This window comes from Prosthecobacter sp. GW821-HT29F12, from assembly GCF_058803405.1.
Genome location: NZ_CM179517.1, coordinates 4,786,525 through 4,811,865, shown reverse-complemented (window position 1 = coordinate 4,811,865; position 25,341 = coordinate 4,786,525). Strand labels below are relative to the sequence as shown.

At 61.0% G+C, this 25,341-nt stretch carries 19 protein-coding genes; 12 read left to right on the top strand and 7 right to left on the bottom strand.

The window, feature by feature from the left end:
* Positions 1–11: 11 nt before the first annotated feature.
* From cdaA to AC3RLQ_RS19700, 9 genes are all read left to right on the top strand, one after another.
* Entirely contained in the window at positions 12–818 is an 807-nt protein-coding gene (cdaA, locus tag AC3RLQ_RS19740) for a diadenylate cyclase CdaA (protein ID WP_493030361.1), read from the top strand.
* Complete coding sequence (locus AC3RLQ_RS19735) at positions 796–1,107, top strand: hypothetical protein (protein WP_493030360.1); 312 nt, start codon at positions 796–798, stop codon at positions 1,105–1,107. The genes cdaA and AC3RLQ_RS19735 overlap by 23 nt, the downstream gene beginning before the upstream one ends.
* Before the next feature lie 34 nt (positions 1,108–1,141).
* Entirely contained in the window at positions 1,142–2,503 is a 1,362-nt protein-coding gene (gene glmM, locus AC3RLQ_RS19730; protein WP_493030359.1) for a phosphoglucosamine mutase, read from the top strand.
* Between the two features lie 12 nt (positions 2,504–2,515).
* The gene (locus AC3RLQ_RS19725) at positions 2,516–2,686 is read left to right on the top strand and encodes a hypothetical protein (protein WP_493030358.1); all 171 of its coding nucleotides are present in this window, start codon (positions 2,516–2,518) and stop codon (positions 2,684–2,686) included.
* Between the two features lie 2 nt (positions 2,687–2,688).
* Entirely contained in the window at positions 2,689–3,312 is a 624-nt protein-coding gene (bioD, locus tag AC3RLQ_RS19720) for a dethiobiotin synthase (RefSeq protein WP_493030357.1), read from the top strand.
* A gap of 86 nt (positions 3,313–3,398) precedes the next feature.
* Positions 3,399–3,899: a hypothetical protein gene (locus tag AC3RLQ_RS19715; protein WP_493030355.1), complete on the top strand. Its 501-nt coding sequence runs from the start codon at positions 3,399–3,401 to the stop codon at positions 3,897–3,899.
* 90 nt (positions 3,900–3,989) lie between these two features.
* Positions 3,990–4,181 carry a hypothetical protein gene (locus tag AC3RLQ_RS19710; RefSeq protein WP_493030354.1) on the top strand — a complete coding sequence of 64 codons (192 nt, stop codon included), beginning with the start codon at positions 3,990–3,992 and terminating at the stop codon, positions 4,179–4,181.
* Positions 4,178–4,537 (top strand): hypothetical protein, encoded by a 360-nt coding sequence (locus AC3RLQ_RS19705; protein ID WP_493030353.1) that lies wholly within the window; start codon positions 4,178–4,180, stop codon positions 4,535–4,537. Before AC3RLQ_RS19710 ends, AC3RLQ_RS19705 begins: the two co-directional genes overlap by 4 nt.
* A complete protein-coding gene (locus AC3RLQ_RS19700) occupies positions 4,534–5,277 on the top strand; it encodes a hypothetical protein (protein ID WP_493030352.1) in 744 nt (247 codons plus the stop codon). Before AC3RLQ_RS19705 ends, AC3RLQ_RS19700 begins: the two co-directional genes overlap by 4 nt.
* 18 nt (positions 5,278–5,295) lie before the next feature.
* Here the strand turns inward: AC3RLQ_RS19700 and AC3RLQ_RS19695 are convergent, their stop codons facing one another.
* On the bottom strand, positions 5,296–5,895 hold the full coding sequence (locus AC3RLQ_RS19695) for a phosphatase PAP2 family protein (RefSeq protein WP_493030351.1): 600 nt from the start codon (positions 5,893–5,895) through the stop codon (positions 5,296–5,298).
* Entirely contained in the window at positions 5,892–7,427 is a 1,536-nt protein-coding gene (locus AC3RLQ_RS19690; RefSeq protein ID WP_493030350.1) for an ArnT family glycosyltransferase, read from the bottom strand. Before AC3RLQ_RS19690 ends, AC3RLQ_RS19695 begins: the two co-directional genes overlap by 4 nt.
* A gap of 111 nt (positions 7,428–7,538) precedes the next feature.
* Here AC3RLQ_RS19690 and AC3RLQ_RS19685 point away from each other — a divergent pair, with 111 nt between their 5' ends.
* Positions 7,539–8,762, top strand: a complete 1,224-nt coding sequence (locus tag AC3RLQ_RS19685; RefSeq protein ID WP_493030349.1) for a bifunctional folylpolyglutamate synthase/dihydrofolate synthase — start codon at positions 7,539–7,541, stop codon at positions 8,760–8,762.
* Between the two features lie 60 nt (positions 8,763–8,822).
* On the opposite strand, the gene AC3RLQ_RS19680 is transcribed toward AC3RLQ_RS19685, so the two are convergent.
* Genes AC3RLQ_RS19680 through AC3RLQ_RS19660 form a run of 5 tightly spaced genes read right to left on the bottom strand, consistent with a single transcriptional unit; the run spans position 8,823 to position 16,413 of the window.
* On the bottom strand, positions 8,823–9,662 hold the full coding sequence (locus AC3RLQ_RS19680) for an NYN domain-containing protein (RefSeq protein WP_422319495.1): 840 nt from the start codon (positions 9,660–9,662) through the stop codon (positions 8,823–8,825).
* Between the two features lie 49 nt (positions 9,663–9,711).
* The gene (locus tag AC3RLQ_RS19675) at positions 9,712–10,914 is read right to left on the bottom strand and encodes a Wadjet anti-phage system protein JetD domain-containing protein (RefSeq protein WP_493030348.1); all 1,203 of its coding nucleotides are present in this window, start codon (positions 10,912–10,914) and stop codon (positions 9,712–9,714) included.
* Positions 10,911–14,249, bottom strand: a complete 3,339-nt coding sequence (locus AC3RLQ_RS19670) for an SbcC/MukB-like Walker B domain-containing protein (protein WP_493030347.1) — start codon at positions 14,247–14,249, stop codon at positions 10,911–10,913. The genes AC3RLQ_RS19675 and AC3RLQ_RS19670 overlap by 4 nt, the downstream gene beginning before the upstream one ends.
* Entirely contained in the window at positions 14,246–14,899 is a 654-nt protein-coding gene (locus AC3RLQ_RS19665) for a DUF4194 domain-containing protein (protein WP_493030346.1), read from the bottom strand. The genes AC3RLQ_RS19670 and AC3RLQ_RS19665 overlap by 4 nt, the downstream gene beginning before the upstream one ends.
* Positions 14,900–14,934: 35 nt before the next feature.
* Complete coding sequence (locus AC3RLQ_RS19660; protein WP_493030345.1) at positions 14,935–16,413, bottom strand: Wadjet anti-phage system protein JetA family protein; 1,479 nt, start codon at positions 16,411–16,413, stop codon at positions 14,935–14,937.
* A gap of 201 nt (positions 16,414–16,614) precedes the next feature.
* Here AC3RLQ_RS19660 and AC3RLQ_RS19655 point away from each other — a divergent pair, with 201 nt between their 5' ends.
* Together AC3RLQ_RS19655 and AC3RLQ_RS19650 are read left to right on the top strand one after the other, a co-directional pair.
* Positions 16,615–20,103, top strand: a complete 3,489-nt coding sequence (locus tag AC3RLQ_RS19655) for a beta strand repeat-containing protein (protein WP_493030344.1) — start codon at positions 16,615–16,617, stop codon at positions 20,101–20,103.
* A 123-nt stretch (positions 20,104–20,226) separates the two neighbouring features.
* On the top strand, positions 20,227–25,326 hold the full coding sequence (locus AC3RLQ_RS19650; RefSeq protein WP_493030343.1) for a DUF1549 domain-containing protein: 5,100 nt from the start codon (positions 20,227–20,229) through the stop codon (positions 25,324–25,326).
* Positions 25,327–25,341: the final 15 nt, after the last annotated feature.

Here is a 25,341-nt window from a genome sequence, read left to right as displayed (position 1 = left end):
GAGCGAACGGCATGTGGAACTTTCTGACAGCACACTGGCGCGACGGCGTGGAGATTTTGATCCTCGCCGCCCTGGCGTATCATGGGTATCTGTTTTTCCGGGCGACGCGTGGCGCACGCATTCTGACGGGGCTGCTGGTGCTGTTGCTGAGCCTGGCCCTGATCTCGCTGCTGCTCGAGCTGTCCGTCATCAGCAGCCTGCTGCAACGATTCTCGGTCTTCCTTGCGATCGCGCTGGTCATCATCTTTCAGCCGGAGCTGCGTCGAGTGCTGGCGGAGCTGGGCAGCAGCCGTATTTTTTCCTTCAATCGTCCGGATCCCGAGGTGCTGGATGTGCTGCTGGAGGCGATGCAGCAGCTGTCATCACGCCGCTGCGGGGCGCTGTTTGCGCTGAAGCGTGGCATTGATCTCAAACCCTATGCTGAGTCTGGCGTGGAGCTGGATGCGGTCATTTCGAATGAACTGGTCACCACGATCTTTCAGCCCAAGACTTCGCTGCATGATGGAGGGGCGATCATTGACCAGGGCCGCATCTCGGCCGCAGGCTGTGTTTTTCCGGTGAGCCAGCGTGATATTCAGGACCGAGCCATCGGCCTGCGACATCGGGCGGGCATGGGCATCTCGGAGGAGACGGACGCGATCGCGCTGGTCGTTTCCGAGGAGACCGGGGCGCTCTCGCTGTGTTTTCAGGGCAGGCTGGAGCATGATCTGGAGCCGGCGAAACTGCGCCAGCGCATCAATGAAATTCTCAACAACGGCGCCACGACAGGTTCAGAATCCGCAACGGAGGGCAGTCATGAACTGGGGAAATCAGCTTAAAGAATTCATCATGCGCAACTGGCGGGAGAAGATCATCTCCCTGGTGCTGGCCTTTTTGTTCTGGTTCATGATCAAGGCGCAGGACGCCCGCAACATGCCGTCTTACTCGATGCCGCCGCCGGCGAGGATTCCGGTGCCGACTTCTCCGGCACCTTCGCAGCTCACGCCGGTGATTCCTGCGCCGGTGCAGCTCCCCTCGGAACTGGAGCCCATGCTTTCGCCGCCGAATGCATCGATTCCGCCTGCGCGCGCGCCGGGGACGGCAGGGAGTGGCAGCGCCGGGCTTTGACACTCTGGAAGTCCTGCGCTAGAAGCGCCGTCCTATGTCTGAAAAGCGCCAGTTCTTCGGCACCGACGGCGTCCGTGCCGTGGCCAATCGTCACCCAATGACCCCTGAGTTTGTCATGCGCCTCGCGCAGGCTTCCGCCGTGGTGCTCGGCGGCAAACCGGAGGGCGGTGAACGCCCCAAAGCCGTGCTGGGCCGCGATACGCGTGCTTCTGGCGAAATGCTTGAGTCCGCGCTGGCGGCAGGTCTGAATTCCGCGGGGGTGGATGTCATCCTCGTGGGACAGGTGCCCACGCCGGCGGTGGCCATGCTCAGCGCGCAGCTCGGCGCGAACTTTGGTGTGATCGTTTCGGCTTCGCACAATCCTTTCAAGGACAACGGCATCAAATTCGTGCATGGCGACGGTCACAAGCTCAATGACAAGACGGAGGTCGCGATTGAGCGCCTCGTGCTTGGCAATGAGGACACGCCGCGTCCGGAGGGTCGGGGCATTGGCCGCATCACCAAGCTGGCCGATGGCGTGGACCGTTATGTGGCGCACGCGATTGCCTCGATGGGGGGCGTGCGGCTCGACGGCATGCGAGTGGCGCTGGACAATGCGCATGGCGCTTCGTCCTTCACCAGTGCGATCGCTTTGGAGCAGCTCGGTGCCGATGTGCAGGTGTACCACTCCGAACCGGATGGCTTCAACATCAACGAAGAGTGCGGCTGCACGCACGCGGATGAAATCGAGCGCATCGTGCGCCAGTGCCAGGCGCAGGCCGGCATCGCGCATGATGGCGATGCGGACCGCAGCGCGCTGTGCGATGAAGAGGCCATCGCGCTGGACGGTGATGAACTGATGGCGATCGCCGCGGAATCCATGCTGCGCAAAGGCACGCTGAAGCAGAACACGCTGGCCGTCACGGTGATGAGCAACTACGGGCTGGACGATCTCGTTTCGCGTCTGGGCGGACGTGTCATCCGCACGGGTGTGGGTGATCGCTATGTGCTCGAAGAAATGCGCTCACGCGGACTGAACTTCGGCGGCGAGCAGAGCGGCCACATCATCTTTGGCGACTGGGCCACGACCGGGGACGGCCTGATCGCGGGGCTGCAGATCCTGCGCATCATGAAGGAAACGGGCGAGCCGCTGAGCGAGCTGCGCAAGTGCCTGAAAAAATTCCCGCAGTGCTCGCGCAACCTGCGCGTGCGCACGAAGCCGCCCATCGAGCAGCTTGTCGAGGCTGACAAGATCATCAAAGAGACGGAAAAGAAGCTCGGTGACTACGGTCGCGTGCTGCTGCGCTACTCGGGTACGGAATCGCTGATCCGCCTGCTGGTGGAAGGACGGGACGTGGAATACCTCGAAGCGCAGGCTGACAAGATTGCGTCTGCAGTTCTTGCTCAGATCGGCTAAACTCATCGAGCTATGAAAAACCACTTCGCGGCGGCCTTGGCGATTGGGGCATGCATCATCATTGGCTGTGGTGTGATCGCCATGGCTTTTGGCACGGTCCCAGGCCTGATCGGAGCATGCATGGCCTTCGCCTTTGGCCGCTGGATGCTCAAGTGGGCAACGGAACTCTCAAACAAAGAGTGACTGTGAGCCACTACTTCATCACCGGCACCGACACGGACGCAGGCAAGACCTACGTCACTTGTCTGCTGCTCGAAGCTTTGAAGCGCAGCGGGAAAACCGTGGCAGGCTTCAAGCCCTTTGTCTGTGGATCGCGTGATGATGCGATTCATCTGGCCAATGCCGGGAGCGAGGGTCTGACTGTCGAGGAGGTGAATCCGGTATGGTTCAAGGTGCCTGCTGCACCCTACGCCGCTGCTTTGATGGAAAATCGGCGCATTGAACTGAACGAGGTCATCGCTGGCTTTCACAGGCTGGCGCAGCGCCACGAACACGTCCTTGTCGAGGGTGCGGGAGGATGGGAAGTGCCGCTCAACGAATTTTCGACGATGGCTGACTTTGCTCAGCGCCTGGCGCTGCCGGTGATCGTGGTGGTGAACAACAAGCTAGGCTGCCTGAATCACACGATTCTGACCGTGCGCAACATTCAGGCCCGTGGCCTCACGTGTGCCGGCATCATTCTGAACTACGTCCAGGAAGAGCGCGATGCGGCGAGCATCAGCAACCGGATGGTATTGGAGCATTTTTTGGATGTGCCGGTCTTGGCTGAAATCATGCATGGCGAGACGGAGATCGAGTGGCCTTTGTGAGGGTGGTTTGGGAAAGTGGAACAGTAACGGAGTCTAGGTTGACAAAGACATGCATGGATTCCTATTCGGGCACTCTTCACAATCATATGAAAACATCTCTCAGTCTGTGTCTGGCCGTTCTGCTCACTGCTCCCCTGGCCTTCGCGGCTGATAAAGCCGTCAATTTTCCCAAAGAGTCTCCGCTCGTTACATTCGTTCTGCCTGACTCCTGGCAGGTGGACTTCGAAGACGACTCCCTGATCGCCACACCCACCAAGGATGATGACAGCGTGAGCATTCAGGTGGATGAAATGGCGGCCGGGCCGGACGCCATTGATGCGGCGGTGAAAGAGGCCAAGGAGACCATGACTGAATTTAAGAACGTGAAGTACGACGAGATCGAGAAGGCTCAGAAAGACGGCCTCGGCCTCGCCATTCTCAATGCCGAGGGCGAAGACGAAAACGGCAAGGTCTTCATCAATCTCGTGCTGCTGGCAAAGCCTGGCGCAGAGAACTTCATTCTCCTGTCCTGCATTTCATCGAAAGAAGGCAGCGACAAGCATGGTGCGGCCATCGGCGCCATGATCGGCTCTGTCAAAGCCAAGTGAGTTTTGCCTCCCCCATTGATTCCCTGAACAACCCCTTTTTCTGAATACGAAGAAGGGGTTTTCCGTTTGAAGCCGCGCCATCCATCGCCCATGAAAACCTCACCCACTGCATCCCTAGCCTTTCCTGATGCCTGGAATATCGAGACTGGTGATCAGTCGCTTTCCGCCTCATCTGTGGATGAACTGGTGAACATGGAGCTCATGGCCCTGGACGTCGCTGAGGCAGCGAGTGCCATCGAGGATACGAAGGAAGACCTGGAAGAAGAGCTCAAAGGCAAATGAGCGAGGTGACTTCGCCGACTGCTGCCAAAGAGGGCGTGTCCATCGTGTGGAAGGTCTGCGGCATCCTCTTCATCGTGCTCTGGATCATCGCGCACCTCGCGTGGGGTGCGATGGCGTTTATTGCCGATGTGATGGCGAATGACTCGGGCAGGGCGGACCCGGACAAGCACATGATGCTGATCTTTGGCATGATGGGCGGCCAGGTGCTTTGCGGGGCGGCTGGCGTGCCTGCCGGACTGGCGTTTTTCTGGCGTGGCAGACGCAAGCTGCTGCTCGGGCTGTTTGCCATCTTGTTTGTGGTCGGTGCTCTGATCCAGGGCGGTGTGTTCTATTCTTTCTTCTCTTCCATGTCATGAACAAATTATTCATCCTTCCATTGTTCTTGCTGAGCACCATCATCTCAGCCGCTGAACCGCAGACGCTGTTTTTTGCGCAGGAGAACGCCAAAGAATACACGCGCATCGCTCTCACGATCGAGGGGGACAAGGTCACCGGAACGCAGAACTGGCTGCCGAAACAGCCTGACGGGCACGGGGCGCATGGAACGATCAGCGGAAAGGTCACCGACGGCATCATCCGGGTGCTTTATGAGTACACCATCGAAGGCTCTGAGCAGTCTGAGGAGGAGGTACTCAAGCTTGATGGCGACAAACTTTACATTGGGGAAGGTCAGCTGCTGGCGGACCCCAAGAATGACGCACATTTGAAGCTCGAAGATCCCAGCAAGGTCGTCTTCAAGAAAGGGCTGACGAAGATCCCGACCTTTGAGCCGAAGGCCGGGACGCCGGAGCGCAAAGCCATCATGGATGCGATGCGGGTGCCCGTGAGCGCCGAGGCGGGGCGGGACGTTGTTTTCACCGGCACGGTGCGAGTCAGCGGCTCATGGGCGCGCTTCAACGGCCACGTGGATCCAGTCGGTGGGAAACCGAAGAACGAAGATATCGCTGCGGAGATGGAACTGGATTTTTTTGCGCTGCTGCAAAAAGACGGGAAGGGTGGCTGGAAGGTCCTGCACCAAGGTTTTGCCGGAGACATCGGCGTGATGGAGGCGGCGAAGGAAAATTATCCGAAGGCACCGTGGGTGCTGTTTGAATGATGGCACGGTGACAGTGAGTCAGGCCTGACGGAAGAAGCGCCTCGACACGTACACCACTCCAAGGCCGACCAAGACGCCGATGGCCATCGAGGGCGGGATGTCGCTGGGCCAGTGGGCGCCGCAGTAGATGCGTGAATAGCCGACTGCGGCTGCCAGCAGATACATGAGGATGCCGGCGCGGCGGTAGCTGCATGCGATGACCGTGGCGGCTGCGAACATGTTGACGGTGTGGCTGGAGGGGAAGGATTTGCCAGTTGTCGCGCCATTGGGTTCGCTGGGTTTGACCACGGGCTGCTGGAACAAGCGCATGAAAGCAGGGGAAGCGGTGCCGAGATCACGAATGGTGATGCCCGCTAATGCATCGCGGGGGCGAACGCGGCCGATGGTTTTTTTCAGGGTATTGGAGATCACGCCGTCGCCGAGGCCGATGGCGATGCCGAGGCAGAGCAGCATGATGCGGGCGCGTTTGCCGCCGTGCCATGCGGTGACCAGCACGGCCAGTATGATGAGGGGCAGCCATGCCTCGATGGCGGACAGGGCGGGCATCAACCAGTCGAGCACCGGGTGTGACCAGGTGGTGTTGATTTGATGCAGAAGGCTGAGATCCCAGGCGTTCATTTTGTGGGCACAGGCTTCCACTGTTTCAGATTGTGTCCGAGATAGACACTGAACTCGCGCACTTCCCTCCCCAGCGGGACGCGGATGCTGCCACGGAATTCGAGTTTTTCGAAGGCGGAGGTGAAGAGGGTGTTTTGCTGCAGGGTGGGAACAGGGCCGGGTTCGAGAATCAGGGCATCGTCGCCGATGCGTTCTTCCGGGCCGGGCCAGATTTCATACTGGGACTGCACCGAGTCGCTGGGCTCCCAGCGATAGAGGCGCGGATGCGAGGGCATGTAGAAGGCCATCTCTGCCGCGTGATAGCGATGGCCGAGGGCCATGACGAAAGTGTTCTGCGGCCTTGGCACCTGATCGAGGAACTTCTGGGCCTCGATGCCGGCTTCATTCCAGCCGCGCAGGCTGGCGAGCTTGTCGATGCCTTTCAGCTCCGTGGTGAAGATGATGACGAGCGCGAGATGCACGATGAGGACCAGGGCCCCGCCGACCCGCAGGGACCAGCGCTCCCAGCCGGGATGCAGCTTGAACGGTGCGGCTCCGCGCAGCCATGCCGCCGCCAGAACGAATGCAGGCACAAAGAAGGCGGCGGGCCAGTTTGGATTGATGCGCTGACGCAATGCCAGCACCGCAAAGCAGGCCAGCGCCGGAGCGGAGGCCAGCATGAGGAACAGGAGCGGGCGGGAGAGATTTTTGCGCTGCTTCACCGCTGCTCTCATGGCTGCAACGAGCGCGATAAATGTCACCGGAGTGTAGATGAGGGCCTGCAGGCCGACGTTTTCCAAGGTGCGGCTGATCCATTTGCCAAAGCTGCGCGTCTCTCCGTCAAAGTGATGCTTGGTGTGCTCCAGCGTGATCCAGGCGTGGTTTTGATTCCACTGCAGGACAGGAATGATGAAGGCCATGCCACAGAGGATGGCGAGCCACATGCGTGGATTCCGCAGCAGGGCGCGATCCTCAGGGGAAACAGCGGCAAAGAGAAGCATGAGCGCCGGGAAGGCGAGCATCATCTGCTTGCTCAAAGTGCCGACGCCGATCACGAGCGCGAGTGCCAACCAGCGCGTGTTGCATGTTGGTTTTTGCGCGGCATACCAGAAGAGCAGCAGGCCCAGCGTCCAGCACAGCAGAAGGGGAGCATCAATGGTGAACAGGAGGTTCAACCCGGCATTGGCAATGGTCAGAAGCACCAGGACGGCGGTGAGGAAAGCTGTGCGTGCATCAAACAGCACCAGCGCGATGCGGTGGATGATGACCAGGGTGACCGTGCCCAGCAGAAGAGCTGCGAAGCGGATGCCCCACTCGGCATTGCCCGTGAGCGCGCCGATGATGCCCATCATCCAGCCGATCATGGGCGGCTTGCTGTAGTAGCACCAGTCCGGCCTGCGGCCCCAGTCCCAGTAGTAGGCCTCGTCTCCTGCGAGATCCGCACCATGGACGAAGAGCAGCATCACGCCGATGCGCGCGATGAAAACGGCGGCCAGCAGCCACCAGAAGCGTTTTAGCCAGGTCGAGGAGTCAGAAGCGGGAGTCACAGACATGCGCGCGCATGATAGCCGTGAGTACCGGGTGGGAAATGGGAAACCCATCTGGCGATCTTGTTTCTTGGCTGCTTGCACCCTGCTGCGGCGCAGGCACCGTGCGGAATAGGAATGATGAACGAAACGGCGCAAAAAGAAATCGACTGGCTCTACAGCACCCAGTTTTACGGCATCAAGCTGGGGCTGGACAATGTGCAGCGTCTGCTAAGCGAGCTGAAGCTGCCGGCGGCGGGGCAGAAGTTCATTCACGTGGCGGGTACGAATGGGAAGGGCTCCACCTGCGCCTTCATGCATTCGATTTTGCAGGCAGGGGGCATCAACGCGGGGTTGTTCACTTCGCCGCATTTGATTCAGTTTGGGGAACGGATCAGGGATGCTGAGCGTATGATCACGCCGGAGGAGATCGTGGCAGGCGTTGTCCGACTGCGTGAGCGTGTGGCGGGATGGGAGCCGCATCCCACGTTCTTTGAGCTGACGCTTGCGCTGGCGCTGGAATGGTTCGCGCAGCGGGGCAATCCGTGGGTGGTGCTGGAGACGGGGCTGGGCGGACGGCTGGATGCGACAAATGCGATCACGCCTGCGGTGTGTGTCATTACTCCGATCGGCTGGGATCACATGGACATGCTGGGTGACACGCTGGCGAAGATTGCTGCGGAGAAGGCGGGCATCATCAAGCCGGGGGTGCCGGTGGTGACGATGAGGCAGGAGGCTGAAGCGCTGGAGGTGATTTCACGTGCCGCTGCCGAGCGTGAAGCGCCTCTCACGATTGTCGAAACGCCCTGGCCTGGAGAAACGGGGCTCGCGGGTCCGCATCAGCGGTGGAATGCGGCGATGGCTGTGGCGGCACTGAGGGCGGCAGGATTTAACTTCGATGACAAAGTGATCGTGCGTGGTTTGCGCGAGGTGCAATGGCCGGCGCGTTTTCAAAAAGTGGGCGGCTGCATCATTGATGGGGCGCATAACATCGATGCTGCGCGTGTGCTGGCGCAAACGTGGTGCGAGCAGTTTCCAAAGGATAAGGCGGAGATCATCTTTGGTGCGGTGGCTGGCAAGGATACCGCTGCGGTGCTGCGTGAGCTGGCGCCCATTGCTGCGAGCTGGCATTTCACGGGGTTTGAGTCACCGCGTGCGCTGACGCCGGAGGCGTTGCGGGAGATTTGGAATGGGCTTGGGCTTGAGGCCCGAGCGGTGACCACGCATGCGCGTGTGGTTGATGCTTTGAAGGCTGTAAAACCGGAGGGGAGGGTGCTGATCGCGGGTTCGCTTTATCTGGCGGGAGAAGCGCTGGCGCTGATGGAGAACAAGGCTGCTGCGTTTGAGAAGAGTGCACAGTGAGGTGCGGTGCCGCTTGTTGTTTGCGGTGCCGCTGATCGACAGACAGGTGTGTCCGTCGTACTATTCTTCGGAGGCTGAGACTTTGATGCGGTAGCCGTTTTCGTTTTTCTCGAGCTTCATCAGGCCGCGATCTGCGGCGGCCTCTAGCAGTGCGCTGAAGGTGCTGAAGCCGTAGAAGCGTTCGTCGAACTGGGGCTGGCGGCGGCGGATGGCCTGTTTGACGGGGCCGGCCCAGACGGTGTCGCTGCCGCTGCGGCCGAGCATGGCTTCGACGGTTTCCACGACAAGCTGGATCGCTTTTTCGGGATCGCCGCCGGGTTTGCGTTCCTGAGTGGCGGATGGTTTGGCTGTGGAGGGGGCGGGCTTGGCGCGCGCGATGCGCTTTTTGGTCTTTTCTTCTTCGCGCACGAGATCGTCATAGAAGATGAATTCGTCGCAGTTGTCGATGAAGAGTCCGCTGGTGGACTGCTTCACACCCACGCCGATGACGGTCTTGTTGTTCTCGCGCAGCTTGCTCACGAGAGGGGAGAAATCGGAGTCGCCGCTGACGATGGCGAAGGTGTCCACATGCGGCTTGGTGTAGCAGAGATCGAGGGCGTCCACGACCATGCGGATGTCTGCCGAGTTTTTGCCCGACTGGCGCACATGGGGAATTTCGATCAGTTCAAACGAAGCCTGATGGATGCCGGCCTTGAAACTTTTGTAGTGGTCCCAATCGCAGTAGGCTTTTTTTACGACGATGCTGCCTTTCAGCAGCAGGCGGTCGAGCACCTTGTTCATGTCGAACTTGTCATACTGCGCGTCCTTCACGCCAATGGCCAGGTTTTCGAAGTCGCAGAAAACGGCGATGGTGTGCGTGCGGTCGGTCGTTTGAGCGCGATCGGTGGAGGGGGTAGCCATGGTGCGAGATCGTCCGCTTGCGGAGGCTCCGGGTCAACTGGCGTTCCAGTCACGTGTTCTCATAAAATGGCCACTCCGGCAAGGAGGGGCGCCCGAGGGACTCTTGCTCGAAGTCGCCTTTCGTGCCGGAGTTTCGCATGGCCTGCAAAGAAGCGTGGCAGTCCGCCATGCTGGGGTCGCCGAGAAGGCGGTCGATGATCTGGAGGTCGCGCTGGGTCAATGGCTTTGCCTGGGCGGATGGTCGCCATGACATGTGAATGGGCAGCACGTGGTGAGGAGCGAGTTCACGCAGTTTGCGCAGGATGTCCCAGCCGCTGGGGTCGGTATCGCCGAAATGGTAGTGCGGCAGAGCGGGTGGCAGCTTTTGCAGCAGGAGCTTCACCGCCTGCGTGGGGAAGGAGGTGGCGACGATCAAGGTGCTGCGCTGCGCATCTGCATGTGCGAGCTGGAGGAAGGTGGTTTTGCGGTTCTCGACGGAGAGGAGGCGCTGGGCGGTGGTGGTGATGTGCGTGGTTTGTTCGAGCTCTGCGATGGACAGCGTGGATTCGTAGCGGAGGTCGAGAGGTTTTGAGTGGTCGGTGAAATGCAGGACCAGCGGGCCGCAGTAGTGAAGAGTGCTGTTACTTGTTTGAATGCCGACAGCTTCCATTGGGGTCTCGCGGCCGAAGAGTGTTTCCAAGGCGCGTTCGAGGAAGCTTTGCTGGGATTCGAGATGTTTGGAGTCGTAGCCGAGATGCGTGCTTGCATCGCGAATCAGTGTGCCGGTGGGCCATTCGCGGCTGGTGATTTGGAAGAGCAGGGCCAGCAGTTCATTCACACGCACTGGCTCCAGCCAGCGGAAGGGTTCGAGTGCACGTGGGATGTTGAAGGCGGCTTCCAGCCGTTGGCCTAGTTCGCTCCATGCTTCTGGCAGGAGAGGGTGTGATCTCGCTGACAAAGCGCGCACCACATCGAGCGCCTGCTGCCGGGATGATGCGCCGGGCTGGGTGCCGAACTGCTCGTGCAGCCAGGCTTCTGACTCCAGTGGAATGATGATCTTGTCGATGAAGCGCGGGTTTCGCTTGCGGGGGATCAGTTGAAATTTGGCAAGCTGTTGTGCCTCTCGCAAAGCGGCTTGTTGGTCTTCCGCTGAACGGATGCCGGCATCTTCAAGCAGTTGTTCCCAGTCGCGACGGAATGGCTGCACCGATGCTGTCACGCGCCGCTTTCGGGCGGTCATCCAGTCTTGGTGCAACTGGGCGAGCCATTTCATTCCATCAGTTCAGCGAGACGTGAGCCTTCGACGCGGACCACCCAGTTTTCGATGTTTTGAATTTGCTCGGTATCCGGGTCGTAGGTGCGTTCGACGCGGCACTGTACGACGGTGTCGGCGTGCTGGAACATGGTGGGCAGGCGGTCTTCGGGGAAGGCCATGATGAGCTGCAGGCCGAAGTTTCGGGCCATGGCGAGACAGTCGTCAATGCGGTCGCCGCTGAGCTTGCTGAAGGCTTCGTCCATGACGACGAGGCCGAGGTTTTGCGGATCGTCGCGGCGACCGAGATCGTACACGCGGCGGAAGGCGGCAAGCGTGGCGACGAAGAATGGGGCCTGGTTTTCGCCACCGCTTTGTTTCTTGGCGCTCTTGTTCAAGCTGATGGCGGCGGCATCGCCACGACCGGCGGGTTTGGCTTCGATGTCCCAGTGATGGTAGTAGCGGTAATCGAGAGCGCGCTGGTGGCGCTTGTCTTCCGGATTGTCGGCGGCGTCGATGGCGGCCATGAGTTCGTTCTTGGCGCGCTCGATGTCCTCGCGACCGGCGGCGTTGAAGAGCTCCATCTCGGAACCGCTGGGGAGGCCTTTTTCGACGAGGGTCCAGATGGCGGTGTGCGCCTTGTCGGCGCGGCTGGTGAGCTGGTAGCGCCAGCCGCCGATCTCATGATCCATGGCGCGGTTGAGTTCGCGTTTGGTGCGGTCGGCTTCGCTGAGTTTTTCGCGGAGCACATCGAGAACTTGGTGCTGCAGGCGGTCTTCCCACTCGCGCTTGGCTTCGAGAGCGGCGGTCTTGTAGCGCTCAAGTTCGTGGGTTTCGAGGTCTTCGCGGCGCTTGTCGTAGGCTTCGTTGTCTTCGGCTTCAGCATCGAGAGCGTCGCTGAGATCGGCATGGACGGTGACGAGTTCCTGGCGCTGAACATCGCGCAGGCGGCGGGCCTCCTGAGCGTGGGTTTCGAGCTGGATGGCCAAGGCAGCGGCCATTTCGATGGATTTGCGCCAGGAGGTGGATTTCTGGCGTTCGGCATTGATGCGCGCGTTGATTTCATCGTCTGATGAACCACGCACGAGAGTGCGCGAGGCCTGGCGGGCGATGCGGGTCTGCTCCTCCTGGAAGATGTCTTCGCTGATGGATTCTTCGAGCCGGGCCTTGGCGAGTTCGAAGGCGGTGATGGCGGATTTGAGGCTGCCGATGCGTTCGTGGATGCCTTCCAGCGAAGCGTTCTCCACGCGGAGGTTTTCCATGGCCTTCACGTTGTCGGGCGTGGCCAGCAGATCCCAGGTGGCCTGGAGTTCGCCGAGTTCTTTGCGGAACTTGGGCAGGAGAGGCACTTCGTCTGCGCCGTCTGGAACGTTGAAGCGGTCGAGACGCCATTCCATGCCACGATTGACGAAGGCGCGGAGATCATCGCGATCCTGGCGCACTTCTTCAATGACGGCGTCGGTTTCGCGCAGTTCGTTTTCACGCACATCGCGGAGACGGCGCAGACCTTCTTCGCCGAGGGTGAGTTCTTTTTCCGGCGTGAGGCGTACGCGGCGTGGCGGGTCTTTGAGCCAGCCATCGAGTGACAGGGCGCGCTCGTGCTTGTCGAGTTGCGAGGCTTTGTTCACGGCGACGATGCCGCCGAGGAGGTGATCGAGTACTTTGCCAGCCACTGGGTGCTGTGTCTCCAGCATCTCGCGCAGGGAGCCTTTCTCGACCTTGGCAGTGATATTGGCGGCTTCGTCGGGATGGATGAGAAGTTCGTTCGGGCTGGGTGTCTGCTGAGCCTGATCCCACGCGGCACGGAAGTCTTCGGGAATGACGGCGCGGCGGTTCACGCCGAGCACGCTCTCGAGCAGCGGCCACCATTTTTCTGCCGTGGGTTTTACTTCCACGACACGGCCCAGTGCGACGGCTTTCTGACCGCGAGACAGCAAGGCGTTGAGCAGAGGAGAGGGCGAGGCCTGGCCTTCGCGGAGCTGTGTGAGGTCTTTGTGCAGCGCGGATTTGCGAATCTCGTGCTCGGCCAGACGGGCCTCGACGGGGCGCAGCTGCTCCATGGCTTCGTCGCGCAGCTTGATGAAGGCATGGGAGGAATCGCGTGCGGCGGCGAGGGCTTTGCTTTCGTCTTTGCTCTGCATGCCAGAGATGGCGGCGGAGGCATCGGTGGTGTCCTGCAGGCCGAGGCGTGCGGCGTGCAGCGTCCAGTCCTGCCAGTGGCGCAGGTGGGAGCGGATCTGCTCGTGCAGACTCGTGGCGGCAGCTTCGAGGCGGGTGATCTCCTTGGAGACCTCGCGGCGGCGGCGGTCGTTTTCCTCCATGCGCACGGCTTTGTCGCCGAGGGCAGCGCGGGCTGCCTCCACCGAACGGCGCAGGCGGTCACGCTCTTCGAGGGTCTGCTCGTGCGTTTTGCGATTGTCTTCGTAATCGGCCTGTTTTTCGTCCAGCTCTGCGCGGCTGCGCTGGAGGTTTTCCAGTGCCTCTTCGTGCTTCAAGGCATCGCTGAGGTGGGTGTAGAGGGCGGATTCGCGCTTGGAGTTGATCCAGTCTTGATGGTGGGTGGAGATGCGTTTCAGACGCTCAAGCTGATCGTGCATCTTCTCCAGTCGCTCCTGCGCGCGGCGGTGGGCATCGACGCTGGCTTTCACGGCCTTCACATCGGGCATGCCGGGTTCGAGGAGGAACTCGCGCACGAATTTCTCGAAGTTGCTCTCGGGCTCGAAGGCCATCGCGCGTGGGAGGGTCTTGCCCATCTGCTCGGGATCGAAGCCGAGGTGGCTGCGCATGGCCATCTCATCAAGGTAGGCTTTTTGGCGGTCCCATACGTCACCGTTGAGCTCGCGCTTTACGCGGGTGCGGAACTCGTCCTCCTGCAGGAACTGCATCGCCTGAGGTCCGGCTTCGCTGTTGAGGAAGTCCTGCCATGCGAGGCGGCGACCGGCGCAGAACCAGATGGTCGAAGGCTTGGCGGTGGGGCTTTCGTACTCGATGCGCGCGCCCCAGGTCTCGCGGCGAGGCTCTTCTTCGCCGGGTTGCGTGGGCCAGGTGAATTCGAGTGCGGCGAGGGTGACGCTGCTGGGGCGGAGGTAGCGCTCGTGGCCGTCGCGGCCGGTGGTGTTGGTATCGCAGAGGCAGTAGCCACGCAGGCTGCGACCGCTGCCCGCACCTGCGGCGGCTTTGTTGAACTTGCTCTGCTGCTCGCCCAGCATGACGAACTGGATGAGGTCCAGCAGGGCGCTTTTGCCGCTGCCGTTGGCGCCGGTGATGAGTGAGAGGCCGGAGACGTCGATGATCTGACGGTAGCCGTACCAGTTGACCGCGAGGATGCGGCTCAAGGTGATGCGCGACTGGCTCATGCCGGCACCTCCTCAATGGCGCTGCCGTCTTTCGGCGGCTGAAAGGTCTCTGCACGCGCTTGCCATGCAGCGATGTCATCAAACGGAATCACACGCGAGAGGCTGGGCAGGATTTCGATCTGCATTTCCCCCGCCTGCGTCATGCCCTCGGGTTTGAGCGTGCGCACAAGGCGATGCCGGCGCAGACGCACAAGGCAGGACTCGATCTGGGATTTTTCCGGCGTGGCGACTTTGTCGAAATACACCTTCAGCGCGGCCCAGAGCTGATCCACGGTGACGATGACGGCCTCCTGGCTGCCGGTGCTGATTTCATCATCGTAGAGGCGCCACAGCGCGAGGAGCACCAAGGTTTCGTCCTTGTCGAAACGACCGAGGAGAAGGCAAGACTCCGTGCGCGGTCTGGCCTGCAGCAGCGAATTTTCGTCATCGACGATCAACTCCAGTGCGAGAGGCGCGAGGTAGTCCTCCACATGGGTGCGGTAGTGATCGCGTGCGAGCATGTAGAGTTCGCGTCCGCTGCCTTCATCGCCCAGCAGCACGCCTCGGCCGAGCAGCTCAGCCAGCACCTCGCGCAGCGCAGCGCGGTCAGCATCGGGCACATCACTCCAAAAGGAGCGCGGCCAGAGGGGATCGGAGGTGGAGGCGGACATGGGGGCGCAGATGATGGAGGGGCTTGGATGCTTCCTCAACCTTCTCTTGTGATGCCAAACCTCTCAATGCGATGCCCGGCGTGGGTGTCGTGCTCAAGGATGTGCGGTTCCAGGCCGTTGCGGCGGCGGAGGCCGTCCACGGTCCAGCGGATGCGTTTGCCGGCGAGGGCGGGGGCGTGTTCGTAGGCCACGACGGCGAGGAGATCGAGGAGGTCGTCGGTGGTTTCGAGGTGGATGTCTTCGGTGCTGGTGCTGCCTTTTTTTCCAGGGATGAGCTTGGCGACGAGGCGTGCGGCGCGCTGAGGGGTGAGGGCGAGGCGCTGGCGCTCTTTCCAGGCGGCGAGGACGTCGTCTTCGCTTTGCTTGACGGCACCGCTTTGGCCGAAGGTGAGATCGACGGGGGCTTTGGTGCGGCGGGGTTTGTAGAGGGATTCGGTGCCGAAGAAGAAGCGGGTCTCGACACAGCGCGGGGCGAAGTCGGCGGGCTTGGCGCCGAGCTCGGAGAAGCGACCGCCGGCGTGGGCGGTGTTGATGGAGTCGCAGTAGGCTTTGATGATCTCCGGACGGCGGCCGCGAAGCTCGGTCTGGTAGCGGTAGCGCTGCTGGCTGAGGCGGTTGAAGGCGGCCATACGCAGGTCGATGGCCTCGGCACGGCGTTTCAGGCCTCCGAGATCGCGATCAAGGCGGGTGAGGAGGGAGATGGCGAGGTCGTAGGACTCGGTGGAGTCGTAGCCGTAGTGCTCGCGCAGGCCTTCGGAGAGGCGTTCGCGCATGAGCGGATCGTCATGGCGCTCTGCAATGATGCTGCGGGCCTGTTCGATGCGCATGAGCAAGCCGCCGCGACGCAGGGCATCGTAGCAGACCATGTGCTGGCCCTGGCCGAACTCCTCGTAGAGGAGGCTCAGCGTGTCGGCGGCGGTGGCGCTCTGGCGCTGGCGCTGCTCGAAGCTGGTGACGATTTTTTCCACGGCGTGGAGCTGCTCGATGGCGCGTTCGAGGCGCTGGGAGAGGTCGGTGACGGTGGAGCGGAGCTGATCCGGCTGCTTGAGCACGGGATCGAGCACACCGCGCTCCTCCAGGGTCTGGCAGAGGCCGCGCAGCGTGTCAGCGAAGGTTTTCAGCTCCGCCACGCGATCCTCGGCGAGGTCGCGCAGCATGCGCAGGAGGGGGCGCAGGCCGGGGGTGATGACCGCCCAGCGCTCATGCAGGCCGAGGGTCTGGTCTTCCAGCCAGCCGGCGGCGATGAGGCGATTGAAAAACTGACCGGCACGCTGACGTGCATCGCGGAGGGCTGACCCCTCATCTTCGGACAGCAGGGAGAGAGGATGCCGGGCGATGACCTCGCGAATGATCTCGTTGGTTTCGCGCTGGGAGAGGCGTCCAGCTTCACCGGCTTCCTCGACCAGCCGGTCCGCGCAATCCACATAAACCGGCGCAGAGGGCCGGGCGAGGGGGCGGAAGAAATCCGCCGACACGCTGCGGCTGAGTCGGGTGCTGAGAGATTCGGGGAGCATTCAGTCTGCGCATCATGGGGAGGCACCATGCAGGGGCAACTTTTTCGATGAGCGGCGATCTCTGGAATAAAGGAAATCCGTATGCGAAAAAGTGGAGAACAAGTATTGCGTGAGCGTTGGGCGGTTTCAACATAACCGCCCCCTGAGCGTCTAAGCCGCTCTCCTTCCTGCTCCCCCTCTATTTTGATGATGATCCCGACCTTGCTCACCACACGTATGCGGCAGATGCTGCTGTTGTCACTGCTTGCGAGCAGCGTGGGGGAGGTGATGGCCACACCCTACACTTATGACACGGATGGCACTGTAAGCGGGGTGATCACCGAAGGAACGCTGGGCTGGAACGGAACCAACGCCGTGTGGAACAGCGGCGGCAGCCTGATCGCGTGGCCGGGGCAGAACACGGACATCGCGATCTTTGGCGGCGGCACAGCCGGATCGGGTGCGGGCACGGCGGGCACCGTGACGGTGGGCTCGGTGCTGGCCAATGGCATCACTTTTAACACACCCAATGCTGGCAGCTACACGCTCAGCGGAGGAACCATCACCCTGGACGGGACTACGCCCACACTGACCGTGAACAGCGCCACGGCCGTCATCAACAGCGCCCTTGCGGGAACCGCGGGCGTGACGAAGGCGGGAGCGGGGGCGCTCACTCTGGGTGGCACCACTGCGAACACGCTGACGGGAGTCACCTTGGTCAACGCCGGGACGCTGACGCTCAACAAGACTGCGGGGCTTGATGCGATCGCTGACGACTTGACGATAGCTGGCGGTACCGTGGTCTGGAATGCGAGCAACCAGATCGCGAATGCAGCGGATATCATCGTCTCAGGCGGGCAGTTGAACTTTAACAACGCCAGCGAGACGTTTGCCAGCTACACGCAGAGTTCCGGTGGCTGGCTTGCGGCGGGGAGCAACGCGGGCAGCATCTCGGTGAGCGGAGCTTTCAGCGTGACCGGCGGCAACCAGTATGTCGTTAACAGCGGCGGTCAGCTCAGCGTGGGCAGCATGAGTCTGACGGGCGGCAGCGGGCTGCTGGTGGGCGGCAATGGCAGCACGCTTACCACAGTGACCGTTGGCAGCGGCGGGCTGACCCTCAATGGCCGCACCATCCAGCTCAATCTGGCCAGTGTTGCGGGAAGAATGGGAAACAGCCTCAACCTGCAAGGTACTTTGAGCAATACGGGTGGCACCAGCATCATTCAGGCGGACGCCGCCACCACTCCGCTTTCAGGCAGTGTCGCGCAGGTGGATCTTGGGGCAGACCGAATTCTCGACATCTCTGGTGGCAGCCTGACCATCAGCAACTCCCTCACCGTGCTCGGTACTGGCACCACGGTGAAAAGCGGAGTCGGCACCCTGAACTTCGGCGTCACCGCCGGCACCAATGCCATCAAGCTTGCGACCCTCAGCATCACCGGAGGCACCGTGAACCTGAACAACAACGAGCAGTTTCAGGACACCCTGAACATGACCAACAGTGGTGGGCAGATGAATTTCAACTCCAAGACTGAAACCCTGGCGTCCTACACGCAGACGACCACCACCGCCAATCCGAGCAGCCTTACGACGGGCCTGCTCACCGGCATTGGGGGCAACGTCACTTTTACCGGCGCCCTCAAGGTCTCGGGCAATGGATACACCACTTCCGCGATCACGATCAGCTCCAGTTCCAGTCTCAGCGCTGCGTCGGTGGATCTCACGGGTGCCACTGGCGTGGCCGTTCTCATTGGCGGTGTCGGCACAGTGAGCGTCAGCCAGTTTAACATCGGCTCCGGCGGGCTCACCATGAACGGACAGACCATCAACATGAGCCGTGCGGCTGCGGGTCAGTTTGGTGCCAGCATCAATCTTGGTGGTGACTTCACCGCCAGCGGCATCAATTCCATCAGCTATCAGACCTCGGATGGTGTGCTGGTGGCAGGCTCAGTGGGTACGCTGAATCTGGGCGCTTCCACCCGCATCTTTACTCTTAACGACCCTACACCGACCACCCCGCCTACGACCGCTGACGCCAGCGATGCAACGACCATCAATCTTGTCATCAGCGGAAGCGGTGGCATCACCAAGGCGGGTGCGGGCAATCTGATCTTTACCGGTGTCAATTCCAACACCTATACCGGGGATACGAACGTCAACGCAGGCCGGCTTTACCTCAGCAAGACGGCTGGCAGCGATGCCCTGGCTGGCGACCTTTACATCAACAACGGTGGCTATGTGCAGTGGACACAAAACAACCAGCTCAATGACACCAATTCTGACGTGATCATTTCCACCGGCGGATTTGTGGATTTCAACGGCAAGTCCGAAACCTTCAACAACTTCACCAAAAGCGGCGGCACCGTAACGAGCACCGCTGGCTTCATCACCATCAACGGCACCATGACTGTCACTGGTGGCGGCAGCAATTCTCCAACCCTCTTGGAGACAGGAAACCGCTACACCATCAATTCCAACGGCGTGACCACCGCCAATACCGTGACCTTTGCAGGGGCTGGCACCAGCGCTCTGCTGGTGGGCGGGAACGGTGCCACCCGCATCACCCGCTTTGTGGTCGGCAGCGGTGGCATCACCCTGCTGGGTAACACGCTTACCTTTAATCGTGCTTCGGCGACCGGCAATCAAGGCAGTGAATTCGTTCTCCAAGGCACGCTCACTTCCTCCGGCACAAGCCTCATCACGCGCGACACCTCCACCATCGGAGTCACCAATCTCAATCTCAACGGTGCCGAACGCACCTTTGCCATCACCGGCGGCACGACCACGGTGAACCTGAACATCGTCAGCAACAATCTCGAAGAGACCATCGCCGCCACCACTGCGACCGCCACCGCAGGGGGAATCAACAAGACTGGCGCGGGGACCCTCATCCTGAACGAAAACAACAGCTACACCGGGAAAACTACCGTGCAGTCCGGCATTCTTCGCCTTGGCAGCACCAGCATTGCCACCACACCCACGGCCACCACCATCACGGGGGCCATCAATGACTCGGTGTGGCTGGATGTCGCCAGCGGTGCCACCTTTAACAACAACACGGGCAGCACCTACTTGTATGATGGAACCGTCTCCGGCAGCGGCACGGTGAGCGGGAACTTCACCGTCACCGACGGCATCGGGGCAGTCAGCGGCAGCGGTATCATCCGCGCTGGAGGCAGCAGCGATGCCGCCAGCATCGCCACGGCTGGGGACCAGAATGGCACGCTTACTTTTGCCAACAATCTCACGCTTACCACGGGTGCCACACGCCTGGATTTCACCATCACGGGCAGCACTGGAAACGCGGCCAGCAGCTACAGTGGGAATTTGACCACCTGGCTGGCGGCTCTGCCCACCACGAATGTCAGCCTGCTGACGGGCAACCCGGGCAACCACGACCACGTGGAGATCACCGGTGCGCTCACCCTCAACGCAGGCGGCACCATCAGCGTCACCAATGCGGGCTACACACCTGTTTTCGGCGATGTTTTCAACCTGTTCGACTGGGGCAGCCTCACCAACAATGGGTTCAATGCCTCTGCCACGGGCGGGGATCTCATCCTTCCCTCGCTCGGCCCGGGGTACGTCTGGGACACCAGTCTCTTCCTGAGCCACGGGACGCTCGTTGTGGTGCCTGAGCCCGGTCGCGCCACCTGCCTGCTCTTTTCTCTGGTCCTTTTCGCCATCCGGCGGGGCCGTCGCTGGAAGTGACATGTGATCGGCTACTCTGGGGCATGGACGATCCCGCCCTGAGGAGGGCGGTGCGCAAGACGGCCCATTGGACCGGCGTTGTGCTGGGCTGCCCTGATTTTGTCAAAAAACGCCCGCCAACCCATGAAGACACGTCTCCTCATTCCTGCACTCTTCCTCGCCGCCGCTGTGCATGCCGCACCGCCGAAGAAGGACGAGGGCATCGACCCGAACAAGCCGGTCTCCTTCTACAAGCACATCCGCCCGATCTTTCAGGCGCAGTGCAATGGCTGCCACCAGCCGGCGAAAAAGAAGGGCGACTACATCATGACGGAGTTCGTGGCGCTGCTCAAAGGGGGCGAGGAAGGCCATGCGGTGGTGGCGGGCAAACCGGCGGAGTCCAATCTGCTGAAGCTGATCAAACCGGATGAAAAGGGCAAGGTGGAGATGCCGCAGAAGGCTGAGCCGCTGCATGAAACGCAGATCGCCCTGATCGAGCGCTGGATCGCCGAAGGCGCGAAGGATGACACGCCGGCGTCTGCCAAGGCGCAATACGACATGGCGCACCCCCCCGTTTATGTGAAGGCACCGGCCATCACGTCGATCGATTACTCACCGGATGGCAGCATGATCGCGGTGGCGGGCTACCATGAGGTTTTGATCCACAAGGCGGACGGCAGTGGCATCGTGGCGCGTCTCGTTGGTCTTGCGGAGCGCATTCAGAAGCTGGCGTGGTCGCCGGATGGCAAGAAGATCGCGCTTACCGGCGGCAGCCCGGCGCGCATGGGGGAAATCCAGATCTGGGACGTGGCGGCGAAGAAGCTGGAGCTCTCCAAGTCGCTGACGTTTGACACGCTGTATGGCGCGAGCTGGTCGCCGGATGGCAAATACCTCGCCTTTGGCTGCGGTGACAATGCGGTGCGTGCCATTGAGGTGGCTACTGGGAAGGAAACGCTTTTCATGGGCGGGCACAGCGACTGGGTGCTGGACACCGTGTGGGGCGTGGATGGCAAGCATGTCGTTTCCTGCGGACGTGACATGAGTGTGAAGCTCACCGAAGTGGCCACGCAGCGTTTTGTTGATAACGTGACTTCCATCACTCCTGGCGCGCTCAAAGGTGGTGTGCAGGTGCTGGCGCGGCATCCGCTGCGCAATGAAGTGCTCATTGGTGGTACGGATGGCGTGCCTGCGATCTACCGCATGGAGCGCATCACGAAGCGTGTGATCGGCGACAATGCGAATCTCATTCGCAAATTCCCCGCGATGCAGGGCCGCATTTTTGGTGTCGATTTTGCGCCAGATGGCAAGCGCATCGCTGCTGGTACCTCGTATGAAGGAACCGGCGCGGTGAACATTTACGCCAGCGATTACGACAGCAAGATGCCTGAGGCGGTGAAGAAGATCGTCGAAACGGTGAGCGGCAAGGGCCCGGAGCTGGATGCATGGGTGACCAAAGATGTGAAACAGCTCAGCAGCACGGCGATCCCCTGCGGCATCTTCAGCGTGACCTTCAGCCCCGATGGCAAAACCGTTGCCGTTGCGGGTCAGGATGGGCAGATCCGTTTGATCGACGCGACGACGGGTGCCATCGCCAAGGAGTTTGTCTCGGTGCCGCTGGTGAAGGAAAAGATCCTCGCCGCCACGGACGTGATCGTGGATGACAGCGTGCGTGTGGCGATCGAAAAGGATAACAAGATCGAGACTCTGCACACGGGGCCGACGGTTGCCTCCATCGATGTGGAGCCGACCACGATCAAGATCGGCAAGCCGACGGAATATGCGCAGCTGCTGGTCTCTGCGCGCATGAGCGATGGCACGCGTGCGGATGTGACGCGCATGGCAAAGATCACTTCTGAAAATGCCGAAGTCGTGGATGTGAACACACGCGGCATGGTGCGTCCGGACAAGGATGGAGCGACCAACGTGAAGATCTCCTTCCAGGGCAAGACGGCAAACATTCCGGTGAATGTGAGCGGCATGAACGTGGCCCTCCACCCCGACTACGTGCGCGATGTGATGCCCATCATGTCGAAGCTGGGCTGCAATCAGGGCACCTGCCACGGCGCGAAGGAAGGCAAGGCAGGCTTCAAGCTCTCGCTGCGCGGTTACGATCCTGTTTATGATGTGCTTGCCTTTGCGGATGATCTCTCCAGCCGCCGTGCGAACGTCGCGTCGCCTGAGCATTCGCTGATGCTTTTGAAGGCCAGCGGCAGCGTGCCGCATGAAGGCGGCCAGCTCACCGTGCCGGGAGAGCTTTACTATGAGTCTCTCAAAGCCTGGATCGGCCAGGGCGCGAAGCTGGACCTGAAGACGCCACGCGTCACCAGCATCGAACTGTCGCCGAAGAATCCGGTCATCGAGCGCATTGGCGGCCGCCAGCAGCTGCGCGTCATTGCACGTTATGCGGATGGCTATGTCAAAGACGTCACCGCCGAGGCCTTCCTGGACAGCGGCAACGGCGATGTGATCGAAGCCGACAAGAAGGGGCTTATGACGAGTCTGCGCCGTGGTGAGGCGCCGATCCTTGCGCGCTTTGAAGGAGCTTACGCCGCCACCACCATCACGGTGATGGGCGACCGCACGGGCTTTGCCTGGAAAGAGCCGGAGAAGTGGAACAAGATCGACGAACTCGTGGCGCAGAAATGGCAGCGCATGAAGATCGAGCCGAGCGGATTGTGCAGCGACGAGGACTTCCTGCGCCGCATCCATCTTGATCTCACCGGCCTGCCACCGAAGCCCGAAGAGGTGAACGCCTTCCTGGCCGACAAGCGTGACACCCGCACCAAACGCAGCGAGGTGGTGGACAAGCTCATCGGCAATCCTGATTTCGTCGAGCATTGGGCCAACAAGTGGGCCGACATGCTGCAGGTGAACGCAAAATTCCTCGGTGCTGAAGGCGCCGGCGGACTGCGCACCTGGATCAAGCAGCAGGTCGCGGACAACACGCCATATGACCGCTTTGCGTATCGCATCATCACCGCCACGGGTTCGAATAAGGACAATCCGCCCGCCGCTTACTTCAAGACCGTGCGCACGGCCGAAGAGATCAGCGAGAACACCACGCACCTCTTCCTTGCGACCCGCTTCAACTGCAACAAGTGCCACGACCATCCCTTTGAGCGCTGGACGATGGACCAGTACTATGAAACCGCGTCCTACTTTGCGCAGATTGATCTCAAGGGTGATCTTGCTGCGAAGGGCCAGACCATCGGCGGCAGTGCTGTCGAAGGTGCTAAGCCGTTGTTTGAAATCGTGGCCGACAAGAAAGACGGTGACGTGCTGCACCTGCGCACCAACAAGCCTGTCGCGCCTCAGGTGCCGTTTGAAACGGAACTCGTCAGCAAAACGGCGAACACCCGCCGTGAGCAGTTTGCCACGTGGATGACCAGCCCGCAGAATGATTACTTCGCCATGAGCTATGCCAACCGCATCTGGGGCTACCTCACCGGCACTGGCGTCATTGAGCCGCTGGATGACATCCGCGCCGGCAATCCGCCGAGCAATCCTGAGCTGCTGCAGTACCTGACGAACGAATTTGTGCAGAGCGGCTTCAACGTGCGCCACTTGATGAAGATCATCGCCAACAGCCGCACGTACAATCTGAGCCTGGCCACCAACAAGTGGAACGAGGACGACAAGACCAACTACAGCCACGCCAAGGCGCGCCGCCTGCCAGCAGAGGTGCTGTTTGACTCCGTCTTTGCCGTGACCGGCAGCATGCCGAACATCCCTGGCATGCCCAAGGGCACCCGCGCTGCCGCTCTGGCTGATGGACAGGTCAAGCTGCAGGACGGATTCCTGGCCAACTTCGGCAAACCCGCCCGCGAATCCGTGTGCGAGTGCGAGCGCAGCAACGAGGTGAATCTGGGTCCTGTGATGGCGTTGATGAGCGGCCCGACTGTGGGTGATGCCATCAGTGATCCGGGCAACGCCATTGCCAAACTCACCAACGAGATCAAAGACGACCGGCAGCTCGTGGATGCCATCTTCCTGCGCATCCTCAACAGCCACGCGAATGAGAAGGAAATCAACGCCGCCCTGGCCTCCATGCAGGAGCTTGATCCTGAGAACAAGCAGCTTGCCGCCGCGCTCCAGGCCAAGGAAGCCGAGCAGCAGCCGATCATTGCCAAAGCCGAGCAGGAGCGCCTGGCAGCCATTGACGCCGCGAAGAAGGAACTCGAAGCGTACAAAGCCAAGATGGCTCCGGAGATCGCCAAAAAGGAGGCTGCACGCAAAGCCGCCATCACCGCTGCGGAAGCCAAGGTGAAGACTGTGCAGGACACCGCCGCTGCGAATCAGCCGGCGTGGGAAAATTATCTCGATCTCACCACGGAATGGCAGCCGTTTGACAGCATCAAGGTGCAGCGCGCCGCGGGCGTGGACAAACTCGAAGTGCAGCCGGATGGCAGTCTCTTTGCCACCGCACTGCCCGCCGGCCGCGAAACCGCTGGCAACTACATGCTCATCGGTAAAACGACACTCACCAACATCACGGCCATCAAGCTGGAGATGCTGCCTGATGACCGCCTGCCCAGCAACGGCCCTGGCCTCGCACCCGATGGCAACTTCGTGCTCGGCGAAATCACCGTCCGCACAGACCCCATGGACGCCAAGCGCAGCAAGCGCGGTGGTGAAGAGCAACTGCTGAAGAATCCGAAAGCCGACTTTGAGCAGACCAACTTTGTCGTGACTGAAGCTCTCAAGAAAGGCAATCGTGACCGCGGCTGGGCTGTGAGCCCGCAGGGCGGCTTCCGCCATGAGGCCACCTTTGAATTCGCCAAGCCTGTGGCAAATGACGGCGGTTCGCAGTTTACCATCGTGATGACCTCCAACTTCCAGAACGGCAAGTACAACCCGGGCCGTTTCCGCCTGTGGGTCACCACCAGCCCGACAGTCCGCTTTGGCACTCCTGCTGCTGTCGCCGCCGCGCTGAAAGCCGCCAAGCGCACGCCTGAGCAGAATGCGCTGCTGACCCAGCACTTCCTCAACCAGTTCAAGGACTATCAGACGCAGAAGAAGGTGCTCGCCAATGCCCGCAGGCCGCTGCCGGTGGATGCGCAGCTCGTGGCGCTGGAAACCAAGCACACCGATACGCAGAAGCCGATTCAGATTGATCCTAAGCTGGTGCAACTGCGCCGTGATGCTGACCTGAGTCAGAAACAGCTTGGCAACAAGCGGCTCACGGCTGCGCAGGATCTGGCGTGGGCCTTGATCAACTCGCCGGCGTTCTTGTTTAATCACTAAGAGCCTGTTATTAAC

Bases quoted from the DNA above. Each gene is read 5' to 3' on its own strand.
- cdaA (WP_493030361.1), top strand. From the start codon at position 12: ATGTGGAACTTTCTGACAGCACACTGGCGCGACGGCGTGGAGATTTTG.
- AC3RLQ_RS19735 (WP_493030360.1), top strand. From the start codon at position 796: ATGAACTGGGGAAATCAGCTTAAAGAATTCATCATGCGCAACTGGCGG.
- glmM (WP_493030359.1), top strand. From the start codon at position 1,142: ATGTCTGAAAAGCGCCAGTTCTTCGGCACCGACGGCGTCCGTGCCGTG.
- AC3RLQ_RS19725 (WP_493030358.1), top strand. From the start codon at position 2,516: ATGAAAAACCACTTCGCGGCGGCCTTGGCGATTGGGGCATGCATCATC.
- AC3RLQ_RS19715 (WP_493030355.1), top strand. From the start codon at position 3,399: ATGAAAACATCTCTCAGTCTGTGTCTGGCCGTTCTGCTCACTGCTCCC.
- AC3RLQ_RS19710 (WP_493030354.1), top strand. From the start codon at position 3,990: ATGAAAACCTCACCCACTGCATCCCTAGCCTTTCCTGATGCCTGGAAT.
- AC3RLQ_RS19705 (WP_493030353.1), top strand. From the start codon at position 4,178: ATGAGCGAGGTGACTTCGCCGACTGCTGCCAAAGAGGGCGTGTCCATC.
- AC3RLQ_RS19700 (WP_493030352.1), top strand. From the start codon at position 4,534: ATGAACAAATTATTCATCCTTCCATTGTTCTTGCTGAGCACCATCATC.
- AC3RLQ_RS19695 (WP_493030351.1), bottom strand. From the start codon at position 5,895: ATGAACGCCTGGGATCTCAGCCTTCTGCATCAAATCAACACCACCTGG.
- AC3RLQ_RS19690 (WP_493030350.1), bottom strand. From the start codon at position 7,427: ATGTCTGTGACTCCCGCTTCTGACTCCTCGACCTGGCTAAAACGCTTC.
- AC3RLQ_RS19685 (WP_493030349.1), top strand. From the start codon at position 7,539: ATGATGAACGAAACGGCGCAAAAAGAAATCGACTGGCTCTACAGCACC.
- AC3RLQ_RS19680 (WP_422319495.1), bottom strand. From the start codon at position 9,662: ATGGCTACCCCCTCCACCGATCGCGCTCAAACGACCGACCGCACGCAC.
- AC3RLQ_RS19675 (WP_493030348.1), bottom strand. From the start codon at position 10,914: ATGAAATGGCTCGCCCAGTTGCACCAAGACTGGATGACCGCCCGAAAG.
- AC3RLQ_RS19670 (WP_493030347.1), bottom strand. From the start codon at position 14,249: ATGAGCCAGTCGCGCATCACCTTGAGCCGCATCCTCGCGGTCAACTGG.
- AC3RLQ_RS19665 (WP_493030346.1), bottom strand. From the start codon at position 14,899: ATGTCCGCCTCCACCTCCGATCCCCTCTGGCCGCGCTCCTTTTGGAGT.
- AC3RLQ_RS19660 (WP_493030345.1), bottom strand. From the start codon at position 16,413: ATGCTCCCCGAATCTCTCAGCACCCGACTCAGCCGCAGCGTGTCGGCG.
- AC3RLQ_RS19650 (WP_493030343.1), top strand. From the start codon at position 20,227: ATGAAGACACGTCTCCTCATTCCTGCACTCTTCCTCGCCGCCGCTGTG.